This window comes from Roseateles sp. Mitsp63 (assembly GCF_059491535.1).
Map to the genome: position 1 here is coordinate 1,026,580 of NZ_CP168509.1, position 24,127 is coordinate 1,050,706.

A 24,127-nucleotide genomic window follows, 5' to 3' on the forward strand; every position below is an offset into this window, starting at 1 on the left:
GGCGCGGCATGACCGACGCGACCCCTCGCGGAGCCGGCCGCATCTTCAGCCTGAAGCAGCGCCTGCTGATCTGGCTGATGGCGCCGGTGCTGGTGGCCGTGCCGGCGGCCGGCCTGGTGCTCTACGACGTCATGCACGACACGGCCATCTCCTGGCTCGACCAGGCGCTGGGCGACACGGCGCTGTCCGTGGCCGGTCTGCTGCGCGAGCGCGATGGGCAGGTGGTCGTCGACGTGTCCGGCGCCACGGACCGCGCGCTGCGCTTCGACCGCACCGACCGCGTCTACTACCTGGTGCTGGATCCCGCCGGCCAGGTGCTGATGGGCGACGCGCAACTCGCCACGCTCCGTCTGCCGCCGCGCCGCGCCGGCGAGTGGTATTTCTCGCTGGTTTCGCTGGACGGCGAGCAGCTGCGCGCCGCGGCGCTGGGCACCGCCTGCGGCGACCGCCAGCTGTGCCAGGTGGTGGTCGCTGAAACCCTGAACAAGCGCGACACGCTGCAGAAGCAGTTGCTGGCCGTGGTGGTGCTGCTGATCGGCGGCATGGCGGTGCTGCTGGCGGCGGCCGGCTGGGTCGCGACCCACCGCGGCCTGCGGCCGCTGGCGCGATTGAGCGCCGAGCTCGAACAGCGCGACCTGGCGCGCCTGGAGCCGCTGCAGCACGACGTGCCCGGCGAGCTGCGGCCGCTGATCTCCGCCTTCAACCGGCTGTTCGAGCGGCTGCGGCGCGCGTCGTCGGCGCAGCAGGACTTCCTGGCCAATGCGGCGCACCAGCTGCGCACGCCGCTGACCTCGCTGCGCACCGAGATCGACCTGGCGCTGCTGGAGCCGCACGACCCGCAGGTCGAGCCGCTGCTGAAGCGGCTGCAGAGTTCGGTGGACCGCAGCGCGCGGCTGGCGACGCAGATGCTGTCGATCGCGCGCGCCGAGGCCGAGCCGGGCGGGCGCGAGCATCCGCTGGACCTGCGCGACATCGCGGCCCAGGTGGCCGAGGACTGGGTGCCGCGCGCGCTGCAGGCGGGCGCGGACCTGGAGTTCGAGCTCGAGAGCGCGCCGGCGATGGGTCAGAGCTTCCTGCTGCGGGAGCTGCTGGCCAACGTGCTGCACAACAGCCTGAACTACGGCGGCCGCAGCCCGCGCATCACGGTGCGCACCGGCTGCGATGGCGAGTGGTCGCGGATGGAGGTCGAGGACAACGGCCCCGGCATCGCGCCGAACGAGCGCGAGCGGGCGCTGCGCCGCTTCGAGCGCGGCAGCGAGTCCAAGGGCACGGGCAGCGGCCTGGGCCTGGCGATCGCGCTGGACATCGCGCAGCGGCACGGCGGCCGGCTGGAGCTGCTGGACGCCACGGCGGGCGAGGGCCTGCGGGTGCGGCTGAGCGTGCCGCGGCTGCACGCGCCGGCCTGATCCGGGAAACACCGGGCCCGGCCGCGCTTGGCCGCGCCGCGAAGGGCGGCGATCATCGCCGGATGAGCATCCGCATCGTCCGACTCGGCGTCACGCCGCGCCTGCCCGACGAGGGCCCCCGTCTCGGCACCGTCCGCCGTCCGCCGCGCGGCGTCCGCAAGGAGGACTATGGCCGCCTCGACTACTACGACAGCTGGCTGCCGCTACTGTCGCCGAGCCCTGAGTTGATGGCGCAGGCGAAGGCCGCGCAAGGCCTGGCGGACGAGCGGCCCTGGGCCGCCTTCGCGCGGGCCTACCGCAAGGAGATGGGCGAGTCCGCGCCGTCGCAGGTGCTGGACGCGCTCGCGGCGATGTCGCACACGGCCAACCTGTCGATGGGCTGCTATTGCGAGAACCCGGCGCGCTGCCATCGCGGGCTGCTCACGCAGCTGCTCGAGGAGCGCGGGGCCGCGCTGCGCGCCGATTGAGCCCCGGTCAGCGATCCGCGCTGAACGGGATCGCCGCAAACATCCGCGTCAGCTTCTCCACGCGCGACGCCGCCAGGAACTGCCGCGCCCAGGCGAGCCGCCCCAGCAAGGGCGCGCGCAGCGCCGGATCGACGGCCGCTTCCCGGCCCAGGCGATGGAGCTCGGCTTTCAGGCGGTCGTAGTCCTCGCGCGCGAGATTGGGCGTCGCATTGACGACCACGCCGGTGATCTGCTGACGGCCACCCCTGGGCATCGCGCGCGTTTTGTCGGGGCGCAGGCGGAAGCCCTCGTCCTCGACGATGGCTCGCACCCAGGCACGCAAGGCCCGCTGGCTGCAGCGCAGCGCTGCCGGCCCCGAGAGGACCAGGTCGTCCGCGTATCGCGAGTAGGTCCCGCCGAAGCGCTCCGCCAGTCCGGCGAGCCGCAGGTCGAGCGAGAAGAGGCTCAGGTTGGCCAGTGCCGGCGAGGTTGGCGCGCCCTGCGGCAGATGCGGCGACGCGAGCCGTTTCGTGCCGTCGAAGTCGATGGATCCGTCTTCGCGCAGCCGCTCGCGCACCATCGCCGGCGCGCGCGCGGTGCACAGCGTGGTCAGTCGCTCGACGACGCCGTCGGAGTACCCCAGCGTGCGGAACAGCGCTGACACGCGGCCGGCGCCCACGCTGGGAAAGAAATCACGCAGGTCGAAGCGGATCACGAACGCCTGTCCCGCGTGGACCGACGCGTGGCTGGCGACATTGCGCCCCGGGACGAATCCGTGCACGGCTTCGTGGCATGGCAGCGCATGCAGCAGGCCGTCGAGCAGCCGCCGCTGCAAGGCGCACAGGCGCGGCATCGGCGCTTCGATCAGGCGCACGCCGCCACGGCGCTTCGGGATCAGCAGGCAGCGGTAGTGGCGCGTCGCCTCGGTGTGCGGCCGTGGCGGCGTCGACGCCGTTTCGCGATAGCGCTGCGACCGACCCGCGAAGTGGTCGAGTTCATCGAGGCTCAAGCCCAGCCACGCGGCGAGGTCGGCTTCCGTGGGCCACGCCGGAAAGGAGAGCGTCTCCAGCGCGAACGGCAGCGGCCGCATGCGAGACGGCCGCAGCAACAGCTTGCGCACGATGGGACGCTGGAAGCGCTCCCTGTCGAAGCCGTCCAGAAAAGCCTCGGTCTGCTGCAGGTCGTCCGCGAGGCTGCGCACCGAATGCGCGCGCCACGCCGGCTCGGGCATGCGCGCGAGTTGCACGCACAGCGCTGTCAGCCAGGGCCGGGCCTCGATGCCCAGGCACTGCTCCGCGCGCGCCCGCAGCGCGCCGGCTTCGCGGGCGCGCGGCCCTTCGTCGTCGGTCTGCAGCGCACGGGCGAGCGCCAGGGCAATCCATCGGGAATAGGTCAGCGGCGCAGCATGGGTCATCGTCGAGCACGCGCCTTCGGCGCGGACAGGCAAGGGGTGACCCCCGGGGATGCCGCCAACGAACCGGTCACGCGGGTTTCATCTCCGCGCTGCAGGCGCGGTGGCGAATCTGCGCCGGATGGCTATCGATGGAGAGCGCCGCGGGGATGCCCCGCGGCCGGAAGCGCGAACGCTTCCGAAAGGCTTGGCGGCGCCGGAGGTCGGCGGCGATTATGGTCGGCCGGCGTGACGCCGTCCAAGCGCGCCGCCACGAGCCCGCCCGCGCCGCGCCCACGCGGCGCTCAGGCCATGCTCAAGCCGCGCTCAGCACCGCCTGCTTCGCCGCGTTCGCCTCGAGCGGGAGGTAGGCCTGGTCGGTCTCGGCGCGCTTGGCCTCGCAGCTGGCCACCAGCTGCTTCTGCCATTGGCCGTGGCGATCGAACAGCTCCGCCACCCAGTCGACGAACACCCGCAGCTTGGTGCTCAGGTGCCGGTTCGGCGGATACACGACGTACAGCGGCAGCGGGTCCGACTCCCAGTCGCACAGGAAGGGCACCAGCTCGCCCGCGTCGATGTGCGGCTTGATCATGAAGTAGGGCGCCTGGATCACGCCCAGCCCGGTCAGGCCCGCCGTCATGTAGGCGTTGCCGTCGTTCACCGAGACCTTGTAGTGGCCGTAGATCTCGTAGCGCTGGCCGTTCTTGCTGTAGTCGAACGGGAAGCGCTTGCCGGTGCGGGTCGAGAAATAGCTCACCACGTGATGCTGGTCCGATTCCAGATCCAGCGGATGCTGCGGCAGGCCGTGGCGCTGGATGTACTCCGGCGAGGCGCAGCAGCCATAGCCCCAGTCGCCGATGCGGCGCGCCACCAGCGACTGGTCGGTGATCTCGCCGCCGCGCACCACGCAGTCGACGTTGTCGCCGATCAGGTCCACCGGCCGGTCCGACACGCCCAGGTCGATCTGGATGTCCGGATGTCTTGCATAAAACTCCGGAAGCGCCGGGATCAGCAGCAGCCGCGCCACGCTCGACGCGACGTCGACACGGATCCGCCCCTTCGGCGCCGCGCGCGCGTGCGACACCGAGCCCTCCAGCTCCTCGATGTCCGACAGCAGCCGCGTCACCCGCTCGTAATAGGCGGCGCCATCGGGCGTCACGCTGACGCGCCGCGTCGTGCGGTTCAGCAGCTTGACCTTGAGATGGTCCTCCAGCGACTGGATCAGCCGCGTCACCGCGGTCTTGGGCAGGTCCAGCGATTCCGCCGCCCGCGTGAAGGTGCCTGCTTCCACGACCCGCGCGAAAGCCTGCATGGCATTGAGCTTGTCCATCCTGAAACCCCTGACTGCGGCCCGCGGGCCGCGACTGCTGATGCGCCGGTCGCGATGGCGGCGCTGCTGGATCGGCGCGTCTCGTGCGCGCGTGAGGCCGCCATCCTGCCCGATCGATTGTTTCGTCGATGAAACGCTGATTCGCGTCGGGCCCTGTTTATCGGATGGCGTCCGATCTCTAAATTTCGCTGCATTGCAACATGAACCGGCCTGCCCCCACGGGGAGCAGGCCTTTGCTCCTGCCATGGATGCGCTGCCGCTCACCTCCTGCCACGACGACCTCCTGCCCGCCGGCGACGGCGCCGTGCCGGTGCGCGTGTACAAGGGTGCCGCGCGGCGCAAGGATGCGCCGGTCGTCATGCACCTGCACGGCGGCGCCTTCACCACCGGCGACCTGGACAGCGGCGAACTGGTCTCGCGCCTGCTGGCCGACGCGGGCGCCGTGGTGGTGGACGTCGACTACCCGACCGGCCGCGACCAGGTCTTCCCCGCCGCGCTCAAGACACTGGACGCGCTGCTGGCCGGCCTGCACAAGGCGCGCGCCCGGCTGTCGGGCAAGGGCGCGCCGCTGCTGGTCGCCGGCGAGGAGGCCGGCGGCAACCTGGCCGCCGCGCTGGCGCTGATGGCGCGCGACCAGGGCCATCGCAAGCTCGCGGGCCAGATCCTGATCGGGCCGATGCTCAATCCCTGCCTGGCGACCGCCTCGCTGCGCCAGGCCGAGGCCGGCTACGGCGAGTGCCGCTGGTCCCACGGCTGGCGCGCCTACCTGGGCCAGTGCGAGGACGGCGACCACCCCTACGCCGCGCCCGCCAACACCAGCCGCCTGGCGGGCCTGGCGCCGGCGCTGGTCGTCAGCAGCGAGGACGACCCGATGCGCGACGAGGCGCTCGCCTACGCCCGCGCGATGAAGCGCGCCGGCGTCCAGGTCCAGCAGGCGCTGATCGCCGGCCCCAGCGGCTGGCCCTGCAGCCTGATGAAGCTGACCTCGCTGTCGGTGCTGCAACTGCCCTGGGCCGTGGCGCTGCGCCAGCGGCTCGCCGATTTCCTGTCCCTGATCCCACCCGCCGGCACGGCCCGGCTCCAACCGGCCTGAGGCCGCCCCGAGAACTCCCAACGTCTACCCCCGTCCACGGAGCACCACCATGAACAAGAAGATCTTTGCCACCTCGCTGACCGCCGTCGCCGCGGTCGTCGGGGCCGTCGTCGTCGGCCTGCACAGCCAGCAGGCGGTCGCGAATCAACCGTCGGGGGCGCCGCAGGCGATCCCCGTGTCCGTCGCCACCGTCGCCAGCCAGGACGTGGCCGCGTGGGACGAGTTCTCGGGCCGGCTCGAGGCCGTCGAGCGCGTCGACGTGCGGGCCCGCGTCTCCGGCGCGGTGCAGTCGGTGCACTTCCGCGAAGGCGCGCTGGTCAAGGCCGGCGAGCTGCTGATCACCATCGACCCCGCGCCCTACCAGGCCGAGGTCGACCGCGCCGAGGCGCAGGTGCTGGCCGCGCAGGCCCGCGTCAGCTACACGAAGAGCGAGCTGGAGCGCTCCACCCGCCTGTGGAGCGAGCGCGCCATCGCGCAGCGCGAGCTCGACGAGCGCAGCAACGCCGCCAGCGAGGCCAACGCCAACCTGCGCGCGTCGCAGGCCGCGCTGCAGTCGGCCAAGCTGAACCTGGGCTACACGCAGGTCCGCGCGCCGGTCGCCGGCCGTGTCGGCAAGCTGGAGGTCACGCAGGGCAATCTGGTGGCCGCCGGTCCCGGCGCGCCGGTGCTGACGACGCTGGTCTCGGTCAGCCCGATCTACGCCAGCTTCGACGCCGATGAGCGCACCGTCGCGCGCGCCCTCAACGAGCTGCACGGCAATGCCAAGGGCGGGGCCGGCGCGTCGGGCGACCTGTCGAGCATCCCCGTGCAGATCGGCACCGCCGCCACGGCCGACACGCCGTTCAACGGCAAGCTCCAGCTGATCGACAACCAGGTCGACGCCAAGAGCGGCACGGTGCGCGTGCGCGCGGTGCTGGACAACAAGGACGGCGCGCTGATCCCGGGCCAGTTCGCGCGCATCCGCCTGGGCCAGGCCAAGTCGCGTCCGGCGGTGCTCGTCAACGAGCGCGCGGTCGGTACCGACCAGAGCAAGCGCTTCGTGATGGTGGTCGGCGCCGACAACACGCTGAGCTACCGCGAGGTGCAGCTTGGCGCCAACGTCGATGGTCTGCGCGTCGTGACCAGCGGCCTGAAGGCCAACGAGCGTGTCGTGGTCAACGGCCTGCAGCGGGTGCGCCCGGGCGCGCTGGTGGCGCCGACCGTCGTGCCGATGAACGCCAAGGCCGAACTGCAGGCCAAGTCCGGCGCGGCCAAGGACGTGCAAGCCAAGGAAGGCGAGGGCAAGCCGGACAAGTCCTGATCGGACCGTCCCGCCCATCGCTGCTCACAGTCGATCTGAAAGACTGACATGAATCTCTCCAAATTCTTCATCGACCGCCCGATCTTCGCGGGCGTGCTGTCGGTGCTGATCTTCGTCGCGGGCCTGCTCGCGGTGCGGGTGCTGCCGATCTCGGAATACCCCGAGGTCGTGCCGCCCCAGGTCGTGGTCCGCGCGCAGTACCCCGGCGCGAACCCCAAGGTCATCGCCGAAGCCGTGGCCACGCCGCTCGAGGAATCGATCAACGGCGTGGAAGGCATGCTCTACATGGGCAGCCAGGCCACCACCGACGGCCTCATGACGCTGACGGTCACCTTCAAGCTGGGCACCGACCCGGACAAGGCCCAGCAGCTGGTGCAGAACCGCGTCTCGCAGGCCGAGCCGCGCCTGCCCGAGGAGGTCCGCCGCCTGGGCCTGACGACGGTCAAGAGCAGCCCCGACCTGACCATGGTCGTGCACCTGCTCTCGCCCAACGACCGCTACGACATGACCTACCTGCGCAACTACGCGGTGCTCAACGTCAAGGACCGCCTGGCGCGGATCCAGGGCGTGGGCCAGGTGCAGCTGTTCGGCTCGGGCGACTACTCGATGCGTATCTGGCTGGACCCGCAGAAGGTCGCCGAGCATGGCCTCTCGGCCAGCGACGTGGTCCAGGCGATCCGCGAGCAGAACGTGCAGGCCGCGGCCGGCGTGGTCGGCGCGTCCCCCGGCCTGCAGGGCATCGACCTGCAGCTGCCGATCAACGCGCAGGGCCGCCTGAACAGCGAGCAGGAGTTCGGCGACATCATCGTCAAGTCCGGCGCCAACGGCCAGGTGACGCGCCTGCGCGACCTGGGCCGCATCGAACTGGGCGCGGCGGAATACGCGCTGCGCTCGCTGCTGGACAACAAGTCCGCGGTGGCGATCCCGATCTTCCAGGCGCCCGGCTCCAACGCGATCGAGATCTCGGACAACGTGCGCGCCACGATGGCCGAGCTCAAGAAGTCCATGCCCGAGGGCGTCGAGTACTCGATCGTCTATGACCCGACGCAGTTCGTGCGGGCGTCCATCGAGTCGGTGATCCACACGCTGCTGGAAGCGGTGGCGCTGGTGGTGCTGGTCGTGATCCTGTTCCTGCAGACCTGGCGCGCGTCGATCATCCCGCTGCTGGCCGTGCCGATCTCGATCATCGGCACCTTCGCGGTGATGCACCTGTTCGGCTTCTCGATCAACGCGCTGTCGCTGTTCGGCCTGGTGCTGGCCATCGGCATCGTGGTGGACGACGCGATCGTGGTGGTCGAGAACGTGGAGCGCAACATCGAGTCCGGCCTCAGTCCGCGCGACGCGACCTACCGCGCGATGCGCGAGGTCTCGGGCCCGATCATCGCGATCGCGCTGGTGCTGGTGGCGGTGTTCGTGCCGCTGGCCTTCATCACCGGCCTGACGGGCCAGTTCTACAAGCAGTTCGCGCTGACGATCGCGATGTCGACGGTGATCTCGGCGGTCAACTCGCTGACGCTGTCGCCGGCGCTGGCCGCGATGCTGCTCAAGGGCCACGACGCGCCCAAGGACTGGCTGACCCGCGCGATGGACAAGGTGCTGGGCCGCTTCTTCGGTGGCTTCAACAAGCTGTTCAACCGCGGCGCCAAGGCCTACAGCGGCGGCGTGACCAAGGCGATCTCGCGCAAGGCGATCATGCTGCTGGTCTACGGCGTCCTGCTGGGCCTGACCGTGGGCCTGTTCAAGGCGGTGCCCAGCGGCTTCGTGCCGGCGCAGGACAAGCAGTACCTGATCGGCTTCGCGACCCTGCCCGATGGCGCCACGCTGGACCGGACCGAGGACGTGATCCGCCGCATGAGCGAGATCGCGATGAAGACGCCGGGCGTGGAGCACGCCATCTCCTTCCCGGGCCTGTCGATCAACGGCTTCACCAACAGCTCCAACTCGGGCATCGTGTTCGCGTCGCTCAAGTCCTTCGACCAGCGCACCGGCAAGGGCCTGTCGGCCGGCGAGATCGCGGGCAACATGAACGCGCAGTTCGCCCAGATCCAGGACGCCTTCGTGGTGATGTTCCCGCCCCCGCCGGTGCAGGGCCTGGGCACGACCGGCGGCTTCAAGCTGCAGCTGGAGGACAAGGGCGGCCTGGGCTACGAGGCGCTCGACCAGGCGGTCAAGGCCTTCATGGCCAAGGCGCAGAAGACGCCGGAGCTGGCCGGCCTGTTCACCAGCTACCAGGTGAACGTGCCGCAGCTGTACGCGGACCTGGACCGGACCAAGGCGCGCCAGCTGGGCGTGGCGGTGACGGACGTGTTCGACACGATGCAGATTTACCTGGGCTCGCTCTACGTCAACGACTTCAACAAGTTCGGCCGGACCTACACGGTGCGGGTGCAGGCGGACGCCGCCTACCGCGCGCGCGCCGAGGACGTCGGCCTGCTGAAGGTGCGCTCGGCCTCGGGCGAGATGGTGCCGCTGTCGGCGCTGATGAAGGTCGAGCCGAGCTTCGGCCCGGAACGCGCGATGCGCTACAACGGCTTCCTGTCCGCCGACATCAACGGCGGCCCGGCGCCCGGCTACTCGACCGGCCAGGCGCAGGACGCGGTCGCGCGCATCGCGGCGGAGACGCTGCCCCCGGGCATCAGCTACGAGTGGACCGAGCTGACCTACCAGGAGATCCTGGCCGGCAACTCCGCGGTGTGGGTGTTCCCGCTCGCGATCCTGCTGGTGTTCCTGGTGCTGGCGGCGCAGTACGAGAGCCTGTCCCTGCCGGTGGCGATCATCCTGATCGTGCCGATGGGCCTGATGGCGGCGATGACGGGCGTGTGGCTCAGCAAGGGCGACAACAACGTCTTCACGCAGATCGGGTTGATCGTGCTGGTGGGCTTGTCGGCGAAGAACGCGATCCTGATCGTGGAGTTCGCCCGCGAGCTGGAATTCGCCGGCCGCAGTCCGCTGCAGGCGGCGATCGAGGCGAGCCGGCTGCGGCTGCGTCCGATCCTGATGACGTCGATGGCGTTCGTGATGGGCGTGCTGCCGCTGGTGCTGGCGCACGGCGCGGGCGCCGAGATGCGCAATGCGATGGGCGTGGCGGTGTTCGCCGGGATGATCGGCGTGACGGCCTTCGGCCTGTTCCTGACGCCGGTGTTCTACGTGGTGGTGCGCCGCCTGACGGGCAACCGGCCGCTGAAGCAGCACGGCGAGGTGCCGCATGACGTCGAGGCCTTCGTGCAGCCGGAGCAGGGTGCCGGCCACGACTTCGGCGCGGGCGGCAATGCGCGTCCGCATCCGGCGGCTCCGCGTCACGAGCACGAATAAGGATTCGATGCCATGAGAACGAAACTGATGATGACGACGCTGCTGGCCGCGCTGGTGCTGGCCGGTTGCGCGACGCCGCCCCCGATCGACGAGACCAGGCTGCCGGCGACGCCGGTGGGCTGGAAGTCGGACGCGACGGCGGCGGTGGGCGAGGCCCGCTGGGCCGTGGTGCCGCCGGCCGATGCCGAGCCGCGCGGCGACTGGTGGCTGGCGTTCGGCGACGCGACGCTGAATGACCTGATCCGCCGCTCGCTGGCCGGCAACACCGATCTGCAGGGCGCGGCGGCGCGGCTGGCGCAGGCGCGGGCGCTGCTGCGCAGCGCCGATGCGGACCGGCTGCCGCAGGTCGGCGCGAGCGCCGGCGCGGCGCGCGGCACCGTGGCGGGGCAGGGCCCGGCCGCGACGACGCTCTGGAACGCCGGCCTGGCCGCGAGCTGGGAGGTGGACATCTCCGGCCGGCTGTCGCAGGCGAGCCGCGCGGCGTCGCTGGATGCGCAGTCGCGCGAGGCGCTGCTGCAGAGCACGCGGCTGATGGTGCAGGCGGACGTGGCGCAGACCTACCTGGCGCTGCGCTTCGCCGACCAGGAGCGGCGGCTGGTGCGCGACACCGTCGCGGCCTATCGCGAGACGCTGGCGCTGACGCAGCGCCGCTATCAGGCGGGCGACGTGGCGGAACTGGACCTGGCGCGGGTGCAGACGGAAGTCGCCGCGACGCAGGCCGAGGCGATCAGCCTGGACCGCCGCCGCGCCGAGCTGGAGAACGCGCTGGCGGTGCTGCTGGGCGAGCCGGCTTCGGGCTTCCGCGTGGCCGAGGACCTGTCGCTGTCGGCGCTGCCGGCGATTCCGGCGGGCCTGCCCAGCGCGGTGCTGGCGCGGCGTCCGGACGTGGCGGCGGCGCAGCGCAGCCTGCTGGCCGCGCAGGCGCGGGTGGGCGTGGCGCAGGCCGCGTGGTTCCCGAGCCTGGCGCTGACGGCCAATGGCGGCTATGCGTCGCCGGAGCTGAGCGATGTCTTCAAGTGGTCGGCGCGGGCGTGGTCGGTGGATGCGCTGCTGTCGCTGCCGATCTTCGACGGCGGCCGCCGCAAGGCGGGCGTGGAGTCGGCCACGGCGGGCCTGGACCTGGCGATGTCGGGCTACCGGCAGCAGCTGCTGCAGGCGCTGCGCGAGGTCGAGGACTCGCTGAGCGGGCTGAGGACCTTGTCGCAGCAGGCGGATGTGCAGGCGCAGGCGGTGCAGTCGTCGGCGCGGGCGACGGCGCTGTCGGACTCGCGTTACCGCAACGGGCTGGTGAGCCAGCTTGATCTGCTCGACGCGCGCCGCAGCGAGCTGCGCAACCGCCGCGCGGCGCTGCAGGTGCAGGCGGCGCAGTATCAGGCGACGGTGGGCCTGGTGCGCGCGCTGGGCGGCGGCTGGCAGAACACGCCGACCTGAGCCCCGGCCGGGCAATACCCGGCCCCGTTCATTCGCGATCGGTCCATGACCGGTGCCCCTTTGGGCGTGCAGGGATGCACGCCCTTTTTTCGTTTGAGGCCTGAATGACTTGATGCGGGAAGTTGACGGGTGTCGTCAACGACGGGGGCAGACCAGTCAAGCGAGTTCGGCAGCAGAGGTTCCTGTTGTCGCCACCACTTGAAGCAGGTAGCGCAGAGCGTATTTACGCAAACTCCCTTCGTTGAGGAGGAGGGGCTCGATCGATAACTTGGTTGGATGTCGATCCAATCCTTCGCGTGCCGGGAGACCGAACGCCTCTTCACGTCCGGGCGCACGTCGCGCTTCGTGAACGTGAAGGGTCCGGCAGAGCGCAAGTTGGCACAGCTCGACGCGGCGCCGGCGGTCGAGTTCATGCGAACGCCGCCGGGAAACGACATGAAGTGGTACGGCGGCGCTTGGCACGTCAGAATCAACGATCAATGGCGGCTGACGTTCAAGTGGGGAGAAGAAGGCCCTTACGACGTCAGGATCGAGGATCCACATTGAGCGATAGGGAACCGGTCCTCAGATACTGCCGACAGTGATCGCATACGAGCTAGGACGAACGAGGTAAGCAATGTTCAGGAACGGAATGCGCCCGATCCATCCGGGAGAGATCCTCTTCGAGGATTACATCAAGCCGATGGGCATCAGTGTTCATGCGTTGTCCAAGGCGCTGCACGTGCCTTACTCGCGATTGCGCGAGATCGTCGATGGGCAGCGCAGCGTGTCGCCAGACACCGCCCTGCGGCTGGAGCGCTACTTCGGCAGCGACGCGCAGGGGTGGCTCAATCTGCAATCGGCCTACGACCTGCGGCGGGCCGAGAAGACCGCGGGCCGACTCATCAAACGCGAGATCCGTCCGCTGGCCCTGGCGGCGTGAGGAGCGCCGTTCAGCAATGCCCGCCGGCCCGGGCGCGGACCCGGCGCCATCCGGCGCGCATCAGCCAGGTGCCCACGCCGGCGAGCAGCAGCACGATCACGAACGCGCCGCCTGCCCCGGCCGGCGCGGAGGCGTTCTCCGCCGCGCCGATCAAGGGCTTCAGCGCGTTGAAGCCCGCCACCACCGCCGCGATCCACAGCACCGCGCCGCCCGCCAACTGCCCAAGGGCGACCAGCTTGTCCATGCCTTCACTCCGGATGTCGTCAAAGGACGCAGCGTAACGGGCGCGGCACACCGCTCCAGTCAAAGCCCTTCGCGCAGGAACGGCATCGCCGCCGCCAGCAGCGCGTCGGGCGCCTCCTCGGGGATGTAGTGGCCGCAGGGCAGGGCGCTGCCGTCGACGTCCGAGGCGACACGCCGCCATTCCGCCAGCGGATCGAAGCACTTCGCCACCACGCCCTGCGCGCCCCACCAGATGCGCAGCGGCATCGCCAGCTTGAAGCCGGCGTCGCGGTCCGCCCGGTCGTGCTCCAGGTCGATGCCCGCCGCGGCGCGGTAGTCCTCGCACATGCCATGCGCCGTGCCCGGCAGCGACAGCGCCCGCTGGTATTCCACGAACGCGCGCGGGTCGAAGGCCGCCTGGCCCGCATGCCGGCGCCCCATCGTGTCCCTCGCATAGGCGGCGGGATCGGCCTCGATCAGCCGCTCCGGCATCGGCGCCGGCTGGATCAGGAAGAACCAGTGCCAGTAGGCCCGCGCGAAGGCCTCGGTCGTCTGCTCGTACATCGCCAGCGTCGGTGCGATGTCCAGCAGCGCCAGCCGCTCGACCGCCGCGGGATGGTCCGCCGCCATCCGGTGCGCCACCCGCGCGCCCCGGTCGTGCGCCAGCACGCAAAAGCGCGTGTGCCCCAGCGCCGCCATCACGCCGATCAGGTCCAGCGCCATGCGCCGCTTGCTGTAGTTCGCATGATCCGCCGCGCCCGCGGGCTTGGACGAATCGCCATACCCGCGCAGATCCGGCATCACCACGCTGAACCGCGCCGCCAGCGCTGGCAGCACGCGGTGCCAGATCGCCAGCGTCTGCGGGTGGCCGTGGATCAGCAGCAGCGGCGGCCCCTCGCCGCAGACGCGCGCGTGGATGCGCACGCCGGGCTCGACCTCCACGGACAGGCGCCGCGCGGCGGCGGGGAACAGGGCATCGGCCGGATGCGGTTCAGCGATGAACCTGGCGATGAACTTGGCGGTGGAGGACGAGGCGCTCATGGCCCGATGCTAGGGTCGGCATCCCCGGCCGCGCTGTCGGGCACGAGACACTGCGCCCGCGACGCCCGTTCCCAGGCCGCCAGCCCGGCCAGCACGGCGCAGGCGAAGGCGCTGGTCGCCACCGGCGGCCAGCCGGGCACGAAGGGACCGGCTGCGGCCAGCAGCAGCGCCGCCAGCCCGTGCGACCACGGCCAGCGCCCGGTCACCGCCCGCTTGAACAGCCCCACGCCGATCGCGTACAGCCCCACGCCGCCGAGCAGGCAGACCGCCGTGCGCAGGTCGGTGTGGCCGGCCGGATGGGCGAGCACGAACTCGTCCGCCGCCGCGTTGACGATGATCCCGGCCACGATCGGCAGGTGCAGGTAGGTGTAGCCCAGCCGCGCCAGCCGGCCCGGATCGTCGCTGTGGGCGATGCGGCCGGAGGCGAAGTCGTTGGTGGTGTCGAAGTACAGCCACCACATCACCAGGCTGCCGGCGAAGGACACCAGGAAGGCCAGCACGCCGATCAGCGTCAGCGGCTCGGCCGCGAAGGTCGCGCCGGTCACCAGCAGCGACTCGCCCAGCGCGATGATCACGAACAGCGCGCAGCGCTCGGCCAGGTGGCCGCCGGAAATGTTCCAGTCCGAGGTCGTCGAGCGGCCCAGCCCCGGCACGAAGAAGCCGGCCGACGGGCCGACGTACTCGATCGCCAGCGCCGCCAGCCACAGCGGCACGCGCAGCGGCTCATGCAGCGCCCCGGCGATCCACAGCACCGCCGTCGCCGACAGCCACGCGCCCAGGCGCTGGAAGTTGCGCACCATCGGGCGCTCGGCCCCGCGCACCGCCCAGAGGAAGAACAGCGTGCGGCCGACCTGGATCGCCGCGAAGGAGCCGGCGAACATCAGGGCGCGTTCGCCGAAAGCCTGCGGCAGCGCCGCCGACATCAGCAGCCCGGCCAGCATGATCGCGAACAGGCACAGCCGCACCGGGATGCGTTCCGGATCGAGCCAGTTGGTCACCCAGGACGTGAAGATCCAGACCCACCACACCGCCAGCATCAGGAAGCCGGTCTGCAGCACGCCGGTCAGCGAGAAATGCCCGATCAGCGTGTGCGACAGCTGCGTGACGGCGAAGACGAAGACGAGGTCGAAGAACAGCTCGACGAAGCTGACCTTGGCGTGACCGTCCGGATCGGCCGGGCGCAGCAGCGGGCGCCGGCCGGGCGGGGCCGGGGAATGCGAGGACGAAGACATCCCCGGACTGTCGCACGGCCGCGGGGCCGCTCCCCCGGGGCCGATGCCAGCTTGACGCACGCCGCACGCTGGCGCCCATAATCGCCCGCACCATCCGCCGCGCCCGCGGCCGGGAACGATCCGCCAAAGACGTCGCATGCGCGCCTCCGCCGAGCCGATCCATCGCAGCAGCCTGGGTCGCGGCGTGGGCCTGCTGATGGTGGCGCTGGCGGCGATGGCGGTGATCGTCACGATGCTGGCCTGGCGCGCCCGCGCGACGCTGGAGGACCTGCGCCGCGCCGACTACATCAACAACGTCCTGCCGGCGATGACGACGCTGATGGAGGACCTGCTCAACGCCGAGACCGGCCAGCGCGGCTACCTGCTGACGCAGCGCGCGAGCTACCTGCAGCCCTACCGCGACGCGATGCGCAACCTCGACCGCCGCGTCGAGGAGCTGCGCGAGCGCGACCAGGACGCCGCCCACGCCGCCAAGCTGGCGCGCATCCGCGAGCTGGTCCAGCTCAAGATGAGCGAGCTGAGCCAGACGGTGCGGCTGCACGATTCGGGCCGCGAGGACGAAGCGATGGAGATGATCCTGGGCGGCCAGGGCCAGCACCACATGGACGAGCTGCGCGACGTGCTGGGCGAGCTGACCTCCTCGCTGCGCGCCGAGCGCGCCGCCATCAGCGGACGGCTGGGCGTCGAGGCCAGCCACACCGAGCTGCTGATGCTGGCCGGGCTGGCGATGCTGGGGCTGTTCACCCTGCTGGCCACGACGCAGGTCGTGCTGCGCTCGCGCGACCTGGTGCGGACGCAGAAGCGGCTCAAGGGCATCGCCGACAACGTGCCCGCGCTGATCTGCCATTACGACGCGAAAGGGCTGGTGCGCTTCGCCAACGCGGAGGTCGGCCGCGTCTTCCACGTCGACCCCGCGACGCTTGACGGCCACACGCTGGACCAGGTGCGCGGGGCCGAGAACGCCGAGCGGATGCGCCCCTACCTCGAGCGCGCGCTGCGCGGCGAGGCGGTGGAGTTCGACGCCGAGCAGGTCATCGACGGCGAGACGCTGCACTTCCACCAGCGCTTCGTGCCGGAGCTGTCCGGCGGCCGGGTCGAGGGCTTCTACGCCTGCTCGATGGACATCACCGAGCGCAAGCGCGCCGAGGAGCGCGTCGCCGCCAGCGAGCGCCGCATGAAGGCGGTCACCGACAACCTGCCGGTGTTCATCGCCTACATCGATGCCAGGCGCCGTCTGCGCTACGCCAACGAGACGCTGCGGACCTGGTACGGCCTGGACCCGCAGGCCGCGACCGGGCTGCCCATCGACGAGGTCTTCGGCGCGGCCAGCACCGGCGAGCGCAGCGCGCAACTGGCGCTGTCGCTGAGTGGCGAGCGCGTCGAGTTCGAGGTCACCTCGACCATGCTCGGCAAGCAGCGCCACCTGCGCTCGGTCTACGTGCCGGACGTCGGCACGGACGGCCGCGTGCAGGGCATCTTCGCGCTGTCCATCGACATCACCGTCATGAAGCAGGCGGAGGCGCAACTGGCGCGGCTGGCCAGTTCCGACGCGCTGACCGGACTGCCGAACCGGCGCGAGTTCGACCAGGCCCTGGGCGGCGCGCTGGCGCGTCAGCGCCGCCTGGCGCGCGAGGGCCGGGTGATGGCGCTGCTGTTCCTGGACATCGACCGCTTCAAGTCGATCAACGACACGCACGGCCATGGCGTCGGCGACACGGTGCTGCGCGAGTTCGCGCAGGTGCTGCGGCGCGCCGTCCGCGGCAGCGACCATGTGGCGCGCATCGCCGGCGACGAGTTCGTCGCCGTGCTCGAGGGCCTGAACCGGCCCGAGGAGGCCGAGCAGGTCGCGGCCAAGATCGTCGAGGCGGTGCGGGCGGCGCGGCCGGCGGAGCTCGCGATCTCGACCAGCATCGGCGTGGCGACGGTGGCCGACGGCGAGGCGCCGGCGATGGACCTGATCGCGCTGGCCGATCGCGCGCTGTACCAGGCCAAGCACCAGGGCCGCGACGGCTGGGCGGCCTTGCGCTGGCCGGGCCCGGACCAGCGGCGTTGAATGCCGGCGATCGGCGATGATGGCCCGATGATGATCCCGCGTTCGATGCCGGGCGTCCTCATCGCCGCAGTGCTGGGCCTGGGACTGTCCGCCGCTCCACCGGCCCGCGCGCAGACGGGCGCCGCGCCGCCTTCCGCCACCGCGGCGTCCGCCGCCGGGAACGGGCCGCGCCCGCTGCGGCCGCTGACCAACGACACCGCCGAGCGCATCCAGGCCTGCACGCTGTGCCACGGGCCGCAGGGCCGCGCGACGCCGCAGGGCTACTTCCCGCGGCTGGCGGGCAAGCCGGCGGGTTATCTCTTCAACCAGCTGCAGAGCTTGCGCGACGGCCGCCGGCATCACGCGCTGATGGCCGGGCTGCTGCGCAACATGAGCGACGACTACCTGCGCGAGATCGCCGGCTACTTCGCCGCGCTCGACGTGCCTTATCCGGCGCCCGCGCCCTCGGGGCTGGGCGCGGAGCAGCAGGCGCGCGCCGAGCGCCTCGTCACGCAGGGCGATCCGTCGCGCCGGGTGCCGGCCTGCACCGCCTGCCATGGCCCGTCGATGGCGGGCCGCCAGCCGGCGATTCCCGGGCTGCTGGGGCTGCCGCGCGATTACCTCGTCGGCCAGCTCGGCGCGTGGCGCAACGGGATGCGGCGCGCGCATGCGCCCGACTGCATGGCGGACGTGGCCAAGGCGCTGTCCACCGACGACATCGCGGCCGTCGCGACCTGGCTGGCCGCGCGGCCCGCCGGCGCGCATCCGGAGCCGGCCTCGGCGCAGCGGCTCCCGCTCGCCTGCGGAGGGCTCTCGCCATGACCGATGCGAGGCATGCGGCCTCCGCGCCGATGCGGATCTTCGTCCGCGGGCTGATCGGCCTGCTGATCGCGCTGCCGTTGATGGCGCTGCTGCTGATCGCCGGCGCCTGGGCGCGCGAGGCCTGGCTGGGCGCGCGTCCGGCGCCGCCCCAGGCGCAGGCCACCACGCCCGCGTCGATCGAGCGTGGCGCCTATCTGGCGCGCGTCGCCAACTGCGCCGGCTGTCACAGCGTCAAGGGCGGCGCGCCGATGGCCGGCGGACTGCCGCTGGGCACGCCGTTCGGGACGCTGTTCAGCAGCAACCTGACGCCGGATCCCGAGACCGGCCTGGGACGCTGGAGCGCCGACGACTTCTGGCGCGCGATGCACCATGGCCGCGGCCGTGAAGGGCGGCTGCTCTATCCGGCCTTCCCGTACACGAGCTACACCGCGATGTCGCGCGAGGACGCGGACGCCATCTTCGCGTGGCTCCGGCAGTTGCCGCCGGTGCGGCAGACGGCGCCCGCGCCTCAGCTGGGCTGGCCGTATCGCTGGCAGACCGCGCTCGCGGTCTGGCGGCTGATGTACTTCACGCCGGGCGACGCGCCGTCGCAGGACGAGCCGGTCGACAGCGCCGCGGCGGGCGGCGATGCGGACGCCCTGGCGCTGGCGCAGCGCGGCCGTTATCTGGTGCTGGCCGTGGGCCATTGCGCCGAATGCCATGCGCCGCGCAACCGGCTCGGCGCGCTCGAGGACGCGGCCGGCCTGCGCGGCGGCTGGGTGGGCGTGCAGGGCTGGATCGCGCCGTCGCTCGCCGATCCGCATGCCGCGGGCGTGCAGGACTGGACCGAGGACGAGATCCGCCAATGGCTGCGATCCGGCTGGTCGCCGCGCGCCGCGGCGCTGGGGCCGATGGCCGATGTCGTCGCCGAGAGCCTTCAGCACCTGAGCGACGGCGATGCCCGCGCGATGGCCGCCTACCTGCGCGGCCTGCCGCGCGAGGGGTCGCCGAAGGCCGGGTTCAAGCCGGCGCCGCCGGGGCAGCTCGACCTGGGCCGGCTGGTCTATGCGAAGTACTGCGCCGACTGTCATGGCGATCAGGGACAGGGGCGCCGCATCGACGGCCAGCCCGCCTATCCGCCGCTGGCGGGCAACCGGGCGGTGACGCTGGACGCGTCGCAGAACGTGCTGCAGATGCTGGCCGGCGGCGGCTACGCGCCCACCACGGCGGCCCATCCGCGCCCCTTGGGCATGCCGCCGCTGCGGCAGGTGCTGTCCGAGGCGGAGATGGCGGCCGTGGCCACCCTGATCCGGCAGAGCTGGGGCAATCAGGCCGCGCCGGTGACCGAGCAGGACGTGCTGCGCTTGAAGTGAGGCGGGCCGGACGCACGGCGCGGGCGCGGCATATGGGGACGCGGCACCCCTGATTTCAAGATCTTGAAGCACGGCTTCGCGCTCCTAGCTGGGGAGTCATGGCGGGCAGACCCGCCGCGATCCAACCGCAGGAAGCCAAGGAGCCCCGCATGTCCCGTCACCTGTTCGCCCGTGAGCTGTTCAACGACCTCGACCGCTTCCAGCGCGAGATGAGCAGCCTGTTCGAGTTCTCCGCCGGCCGCGCCACCGCGCGCGGCGACTATCCGGCCCTCAACGTGGGCCTGTCGCCGGAGGCGGTGGAGGTCTACGCCTTCGCTCCCGGCCTGGACCCCGCCACCGTCGGCGTCGACCTGGACCGCGGCGTGCTGAGCCTGTCCGGCGAACGCGTGTCGCCGCTGGCGGCCACGGCCGCCAAGGCCTCGGGTGAGACGCCGGAAGGCGAGGCGGCCGCCGCTGCTTCTCCCACTGCCGCTCCCGCCGCCAAGACGCTGGTGCATCAGCGCGAGCGCTTCGCCGGCAAGTTCCGCCGCGTGGTCAGCCTGCCGGACGACATCGATCCGGAGCAGGTCTCGGCGTCCTACAAGGACGGCGTGCTGCGCGTGAGCGTCAAGCGCCGCCCCGCCCCGCAGCCGCGCCGCATCGACATCCACTGATCCGCCCTTCGAGACGAAAGCCCATCATGAGCACGACCGCCGTTCATACCCCCGCCGCCGCCGAAGCGGTGTCCGCCGCGACGCAGGCCTCGGCCGCCACGGCCACCCAGGCCGCGCGCCGCCGTGACGACTACGCGATCCAGCCCGCCGTCGACGTGATCGAGGACGCGCAAGGCATCACGCTGTACGCCGACCTGCCCGGCGTGCCGCGCGAGCTGCTCCAGCTGCGCGTCGACAACGACCGCCTGATCATCGAGGGCGACATCCAGCTCGACTTGCCCGACGGCCTGAAGGCCGGCCACGTGGAGGTGTCGCGCCAGTTCTATCGCCGCGCGTTCGCGCTGGGCAAGGCACTCGATGCCGACCAGATCGCCGCCGAACTCACGCATGGCGTGCTGCGGGTGCGTATTCCCAAGGCCGCCCACGCACAGCCGCGCAAGATCGAAGTGCGATTGAGCTGAGCCCGCGATGAGCGCCACGCGCCAGTGAACCAGGGCCGGGAGCGATCCCGGCCCTTTGCATTTCGCCGGCCCGGCATGGCCCGGCATCGTTGGCCCGTCCGGCCTGTGTCCGGCCTGCCCGGCCGGTCCATCGGCAGGCGGTCATCGCACATGTCCTGACCATAGGCAGGCGGGGCCGGGCGCGGCCACAATGCCGCATTCCCTCTCTCCTTCCCCCCACCTCCAACGCCATCCGCCGATCGCTCATGAAGTATCTCCACACCATGGTCCGCGTGACCGACATCGATGCCTCCCTGAAGTTCTACCGCGACGCGCTGGGCCTGCGGGAAGTGCGCCGCAGCGAGCACGAGGCCGGCCGCTTCACGCTGATCTACCTGGCCGCGCCCGGCGACGAGGACGCCCAGATCGAGCTGACCTACAACTGGGATCCCGAGGCCTACACCGGCGGCCGCAATTTCGGCCATGTGGCCTATGCGGTGCCTGACATCTACGCCGCCTGCCAGCGCCTGATGGATGCCGGCGTGACGATCAACCGCCCGCCGCGCGACGGCCGAATGGCGTTCGTGCGCTCGCCCGACGGCATCTCGGTCGAGCTGCTGCAGGACGGTCCGGCGCTGCCGCCGGCCGAGCCCTGGATCTCGATGCCCAACACCGGCGCCTGGTGAAGTCCGGCGGGGGCCAGGCTTTGCGCCGGCGCCCCCGCGACTCCCGTGTCGATGCCGCCCCTGTCTTCCCCATGACACCGCGCCTGCTCCGATCGATCCTTCCCTTGCTGCTGGCCATGCCGCTGGCCTGTGCCGCGCAGGCGCAGGGCAAGCTGCTGCTCACCGGCGGCGTCAGCAGCATCGACGGCGCGGCGGGCGGCGGTCTGTCGCCGTGGGCGCTGACCGGGAGCTACGCGACCAGCGGCCAGATCGGCGCCACCGCCTACTTCACGCGGCTGCCGTTGCAGGACTACAACCTGTCCGGCTACGGCGCGTCGGTGGCCTTCGGCGAGCGCGCCGAGCTCTCGCTCGCGCGTCAGGACTTCAATGCATCGGCCACTGGGGCGGCGCTCGGCCTGCCGGGCCTCAAGCTCCGGCAGACGATCCTCGGCGCCAAGGTCCGTCTCGTCGGTGACGCGGTGCTGGACGCCGACACCTGGATGCCGCAGATCGCGCTGGGCGTCGAATACAAGCACCTCGACGCGGGCGGGCTCTCGCCGACGCTGGACGCGCTCGGCGCCAAGCGCAACGGCATCGATGTCTATCTGAGCGCCAGCAAGCTGTTCCTCGCGCAGAGCACGCTGGTGAACGTCACGCTGCGCGCGACGCGCGCCAACCAGAACGGGCTGCTGGGCTTCGGCGGGACGGCGAGCCGGAGCTACTCGCTGGCGCCGGAGGTGTCGGTGGCCTACCTGCTGAGCCGGCAATGGGCGGTCGGCGTCGAGTACCGGATGAAGCCGGACAAGCTCAATCCCTCGGTGCTTGGCGACGCGCTGCGTGAGGATGACTGGAAGGACGTGTTCGTCGCATGGGCGCCGAACAAGCATTTCTCGCTGACAGCGGCCTACGTGGACCTGGGTCGCGTCGTGCCGGGCATCCAGCCCAGACGGCAGCGCGGCGTGTACGGGTCGATCCAGTTCGCGTATTGAGACGCGCGGCGCGGCCGCCTTCGGAGGCACGGATGAGGCGATCTTCTCGAGACTCCTGGTGGGCGGTGGCACTCGCGCGGCGCGTGCTCGTGGCGACGGCGTTGCTGTTGACCGGCGTGGCCGCGTGGGCGGCGGACGACGCGCTGTATCGCGACCTTGGGGGCGATGAAGGCATCGCCCGCATCGTCGAGGGCATGGTGGATCGGGCGTACGCCGATCCGCGCATCCAGAAGAAGTTCGACGGCGTCAATCCGAAGGCGCTGAAGGAATCGTTGCGCAACCAGTTCTGCGTGCTGAGCGGCGGGAGCTGCCAGTACGAGGGCGAGACGATGAAGAAGTCGCACGCCCATCTGGCCGTGGACAAGGCGGACTTCAACGCGCTGGTCGAGGATCTGCAACTCGCGATGGATGAGCAGAAGGTGCCATTCAGGGTGCAGAACCGCTTGCTGGCGCTGCTGGCGCCGATGCATCGGGACATCATCACGCGCTGAGACGGGCTCAGCAGATCGCCGGCTTGAAATCAGCGTCCTGCCGATGGGGGCGGGGCATGGTGGCGGGGTAAGGTGGCCGCGCAGATCCTCACTGCGGGAGCGCCAGCCGATGAAGACCACTCAGCGTCATGCCGCCAGCGAGGCGTCGCCGACCCGCCGTCCCGCGGCCGATCGCGGGACCGTGCAAGCGGCCGCGGCTCAGCCTTTCGCGGACAGTCCGCGGCAGGCCGCGCAGCGTCAGGCGATCAGCCGGCTGCAGGGGCCATCGAGCGAGATGCCGGCCCAGTTGGGAAGAAAGAAGAAGAAAGGTCCCACGAAGCAGGAACTCGCGTCCAAGGAGCAGAGCAGGAAGGATCGAGGCGTCAACAAGACGGCCAGGTACACGCCGGACGCCATGAGCGGCATGGAGAAGTCCATCGGCGTCAAGAAGACGCGCGAACTGGCCAGCCAAGTCGACGGCCATGCCTCCGGCGGTCGCGGGGATGGGCAGAACGCGGCAACCACGAAATCGCTGGCCAACATGGCCAAGCAGGCGCGCGACTGGAAAGGCGGCAATCCCAATCGCGGCGGCGGCAACGCCCAAGGGGGCAAGAAGAAAAGGCGCGGGAAATGAGCGCCGCGCCACAAAGCAAAAGCCCCTGACTCCGTTCGGAATCAGGGGCTTGGAATTTTTGGTGGCCAAGGGCGGAATCGAACCACCGACACGCGGATTTTCAATCCGCTGCTCTACCAACTGAGCTACTTGGCCGCGAGACTGGGTCTCTGTCTCCGCCGTTCCGGGTCTTGTGACTCGCGTCGAACAGCGAAGACCGCGACTATAACACTAAATTCCGCTGCCGCGCTTGTTTCTTGAAAGATCGACGCCGAGCTGCTTCAGCTTCCGGTACAGATGGGTGCGCTCCAGCCCCGTCTTCTCCGCCACCCGCGTCATCGAGCCGTTCTCCTTGGCCAGGTGGAATTCGAAGTAGCTCTTCTCGAACGCATCGCGCGCCTCGCGCAGCGGGCGATCCAGCTCGAACACCTGCTCCGACGCCAGACCCTGGTGCGGCAGCGGCGTCACCGGCGCCAGGCCGGCCGAAGGCATCGGCATCACGCCCGGCGCGATCGGCGGCAGCGCCTCGGGGCGCGGATAGCTGGTGGGCATGCCCACCGTGCCCACCACCGGCGCCGCCGGGGGCGCGGGACGCGGTGTCGTCTTCACCAGCGCCTGTTCCACCGCGCGCAGCAGCTTCTGCAGCGTGATCGGCTTTTCAAGGAAGGCCATGGCACCGAACTTGGTCGCCTCGACCGCCGTGTCGATCGTGCCGTGGCCGCTCATCATGATCACGGGCATCGTCAACTGGCCCGAGCTGCCCCATTCCTTGAGCAGCGTCACGCCGTCGACGTCGGGCATCCAGATGTCCAGCAGCACCAGATCAGGCCGCGAGCGCTCGCGCGCCGCCCGTGCCTGCTGGGCGTTCTCCGCGAGTTCGATCGTGTGCCCCTCGTCCGAGAGGATTTCCGACAGGAGGGCGCGGATGCCCAGTTCGTCGTCAACAACAAGAATGGTTGCCATGTA

General features: G+C 71.0%; 23 protein-coding genes and 1 tRNA gene. 17 read left to right on the forward strand and 7 right to left on the reverse strand.

Annotated features, from left to right (window positions below; translation table 11 throughout):
• Positions 1-8: 8 nt before the first annotated feature.
• Entirely contained in the window at positions 9-1,406 is a 1,398-nt protein-coding gene (locus ACEN96_RS04395) for a sensor histidine kinase (protein ID WP_495586844.1), read from the forward strand.
• Positions 1,407-1,468: 62 nt separating this feature from the next.
• Positions 1,469-1,873, forward strand: coding sequence for a DUF488 domain-containing protein (locus tag ACEN96_RS04400; RefSeq protein ID WP_495586845.1), 405 nt, complete (start codon positions 1,469-1,471; stop codon positions 1,871-1,873).
• Positions 1,874-1,880: 7 nt separating this feature from the next.
• Here ACEN96_RS04400 and ACEN96_RS04405 read toward each other — a convergent pair whose 3' ends face one another.
• On the reverse strand, positions 1,881-3,266 hold the full coding sequence (locus ACEN96_RS04405; RefSeq protein WP_495586846.1) for a reverse transcriptase family protein: 1,386 nt from the start codon (positions 3,264-3,266) through the stop codon (positions 1,881-1,883).
• Positions 3,267-3,558: 292 nt separating this feature from the next.
• Positions 3,559-4,572, reverse strand: coding sequence for a LysR family transcriptional regulator (locus ACEN96_RS04410; protein WP_495586847.1), 1,014 nt, complete (start codon positions 4,570-4,572; stop codon positions 3,559-3,561).
• Between the two features lie 244 nt (positions 4,573-4,816).
• On the opposite strand from ACEN96_RS04410, the gene ACEN96_RS04415 reads away from it, so the two are divergent.
• From ACEN96_RS04415 to ACEN96_RS04440, 6 genes are all read left to right on the forward strand, one after another.
• On the forward strand, positions 4,817-5,665 hold the full coding sequence (locus ACEN96_RS04415) for an alpha/beta hydrolase fold domain-containing protein (protein ID WP_495586848.1): 849 nt from the start codon (positions 4,817-4,819) through the stop codon (positions 5,663-5,665).
• Positions 5,666-5,714: 49 nt separating this feature from the next.
• Positions 5,715-6,965, forward strand: coding sequence for an efflux RND transporter periplasmic adaptor subunit (locus ACEN96_RS04420; protein WP_495586849.1), 1,251 nt, complete (start codon positions 5,715-5,717; stop codon positions 6,963-6,965).
• Positions 6,966-7,013: 48 nt separating this feature from the next.
• The gene (locus ACEN96_RS04425; RefSeq protein WP_495586850.1) at positions 7,014-10,277 is read left to right on the forward strand and encodes an efflux RND transporter permease subunit; all 3,264 of its coding nucleotides are present in this window, start codon (positions 7,014-7,016) and stop codon (positions 10,275-10,277) included.
• Between the two features lie 12 nt (positions 10,278-10,289).
• Positions 10,290-11,708: an efflux transporter outer membrane subunit gene (locus tag ACEN96_RS04430; RefSeq protein WP_495586851.1), complete on the forward strand. Its 1,419-nt coding sequence runs from the start codon at positions 10,290-10,292 to the stop codon at positions 11,706-11,708.
• Positions 11,709-11,984: 276 nt separating this feature from the next.
• A complete protein-coding gene (locus ACEN96_RS04435) occupies positions 11,985-12,254 on the forward strand; it encodes a type II toxin-antitoxin system RelE/ParE family toxin (protein WP_343637985.1) in 270 nt (89 codons plus the stop codon).
• 70 nt (positions 12,255-12,324) lie between these two features.
• Positions 12,325-12,630, forward strand: coding sequence for a HigA family addiction module antitoxin (locus ACEN96_RS04440; RefSeq protein ID WP_343637984.1), 306 nt, complete (start codon positions 12,325-12,327; stop codon positions 12,628-12,630).
• Positions 12,631-12,640: 10 nt separating this feature from the next.
• On the opposite strand, the gene ACEN96_RS04445 is transcribed toward ACEN96_RS04440, so the two are convergent.
• Genes ACEN96_RS04445 through ACEN96_RS04455 form a run of 3 tightly spaced genes read right to left on the reverse strand, consistent with a single transcriptional unit; the run spans position 12,641 to position 15,125 of the window.
• Positions 12,641-12,874 (reverse strand): hypothetical protein, encoded by a 234-nt coding sequence (locus ACEN96_RS04445; RefSeq protein ID WP_495586852.1) that lies wholly within the window; start codon positions 12,872-12,874, stop codon positions 12,641-12,643.
• A gap of 59 nt (positions 12,875-12,933) precedes the next feature.
• Positions 12,934-13,893, reverse strand: coding sequence for an alpha/beta fold hydrolase (locus ACEN96_RS04450; protein WP_495586853.1), 960 nt, complete (start codon positions 13,891-13,893; stop codon positions 12,934-12,936).
• Positions 13,890-15,125 (reverse strand): low temperature requirement protein A, encoded by a 1,236-nt coding sequence (locus tag ACEN96_RS04455; protein WP_495586854.1) that lies wholly within the window; start codon positions 15,123-15,125, stop codon positions 13,890-13,892. The genes ACEN96_RS04450 and ACEN96_RS04455 overlap by 4 nt, the downstream gene beginning before the upstream one ends.
• A gap of 136 nt (positions 15,126-15,261) precedes the next feature.
• Here ACEN96_RS04455 and ACEN96_RS04460 point away from each other — a divergent pair, with 136 nt between their 5' ends.
• The 9 genes from ACEN96_RS04460 (at position 15,262) to ACEN96_RS04500 (ending at position 23,182) form a co-directional block, all read left to right on the forward strand.
• Positions 15,262-17,178, forward strand: a complete 1,917-nt coding sequence (locus tag ACEN96_RS04460) for a diguanylate cyclase domain-containing protein (protein ID WP_495586855.1) — start codon at positions 15,262-15,264, stop codon at positions 17,176-17,178.
• 30 nt (positions 17,179-17,208) lie between these two features.
• Entirely contained in the window at positions 17,209-17,979 is a 771-nt protein-coding gene (locus ACEN96_RS04465) for a c-type cytochrome (RefSeq protein WP_495588545.1), read from the forward strand.
• Entirely contained in the window at positions 17,976-19,331 is a 1,356-nt protein-coding gene (locus ACEN96_RS04470) for a c-type cytochrome (protein ID WP_495586856.1), read from the forward strand. The genes ACEN96_RS04465 and ACEN96_RS04470 overlap by 4 nt, the downstream gene beginning before the upstream one ends.
• 149 nt (positions 19,332-19,480) lie before the next feature.
• Positions 19,481-19,984, forward strand: coding sequence for an Hsp20/alpha crystallin family protein (locus tag ACEN96_RS04475; RefSeq protein WP_495586857.1), 504 nt, complete (start codon positions 19,481-19,483; stop codon positions 19,982-19,984).
• A gap of 26 nt (positions 19,985-20,010) precedes the next feature.
• Positions 20,011-20,445 (forward strand): Hsp20/alpha crystallin family protein, encoded by a 435-nt coding sequence (locus tag ACEN96_RS04480; protein WP_495586858.1) that lies wholly within the window; start codon positions 20,011-20,013, stop codon positions 20,443-20,445.
• Between the two features lie 245 nt (positions 20,446-20,690).
• Entirely contained in the window at positions 20,691-21,110 is a 420-nt protein-coding gene (locus tag ACEN96_RS04485; protein WP_495586859.1) for a VOC family protein, read from the forward strand.
• Between the two features lie 71 nt (positions 21,111-21,181).
• Positions 21,182-22,078 carry a DUF3034 family protein gene (locus tag ACEN96_RS04490; protein WP_495586860.1) on the forward strand — a complete coding sequence of 299 codons (897 nt, stop codon included), beginning with the start codon at positions 21,182-21,184 and terminating at the stop codon, positions 22,076-22,078.
• A gap of 32 nt (positions 22,079-22,110) precedes the next feature.
• On the forward strand, positions 22,111-22,569 hold the full coding sequence (locus ACEN96_RS04495; protein WP_495586861.1) for a group I truncated hemoglobin: 459 nt from the start codon (positions 22,111-22,113) through the stop codon (positions 22,567-22,569).
• Between the two features lie 109 nt (positions 22,570-22,678).
• Positions 22,679-23,182: a hypothetical protein gene (locus ACEN96_RS04500; RefSeq protein WP_495586862.1), complete on the forward strand. Its 504-nt coding sequence runs from the start codon at positions 22,679-22,681 to the stop codon at positions 23,180-23,182.
• 59 nt (positions 23,183-23,241) lie between these two features.
• On the opposite strand, the gene ACEN96_RS04505 is transcribed toward ACEN96_RS04500, so the two are convergent.
• Positions 23,242-23,317, reverse strand: a tRNA-Phe gene (locus tag ACEN96_RS04505).
• A 75-nt stretch (positions 23,318-23,392) separates the two neighbouring features.
• Positions 23,393-24,124 carry a response regulator gene (locus tag ACEN96_RS04510; RefSeq protein ID WP_495586863.1) on the reverse strand — a complete coding sequence of 244 codons (732 nt, stop codon included), beginning with the start codon at positions 24,122-24,124 and terminating at the stop codon, positions 23,393-23,395.
• Between the last annotated feature and the right edge of the window lie 3 nt (positions 24,125-24,127).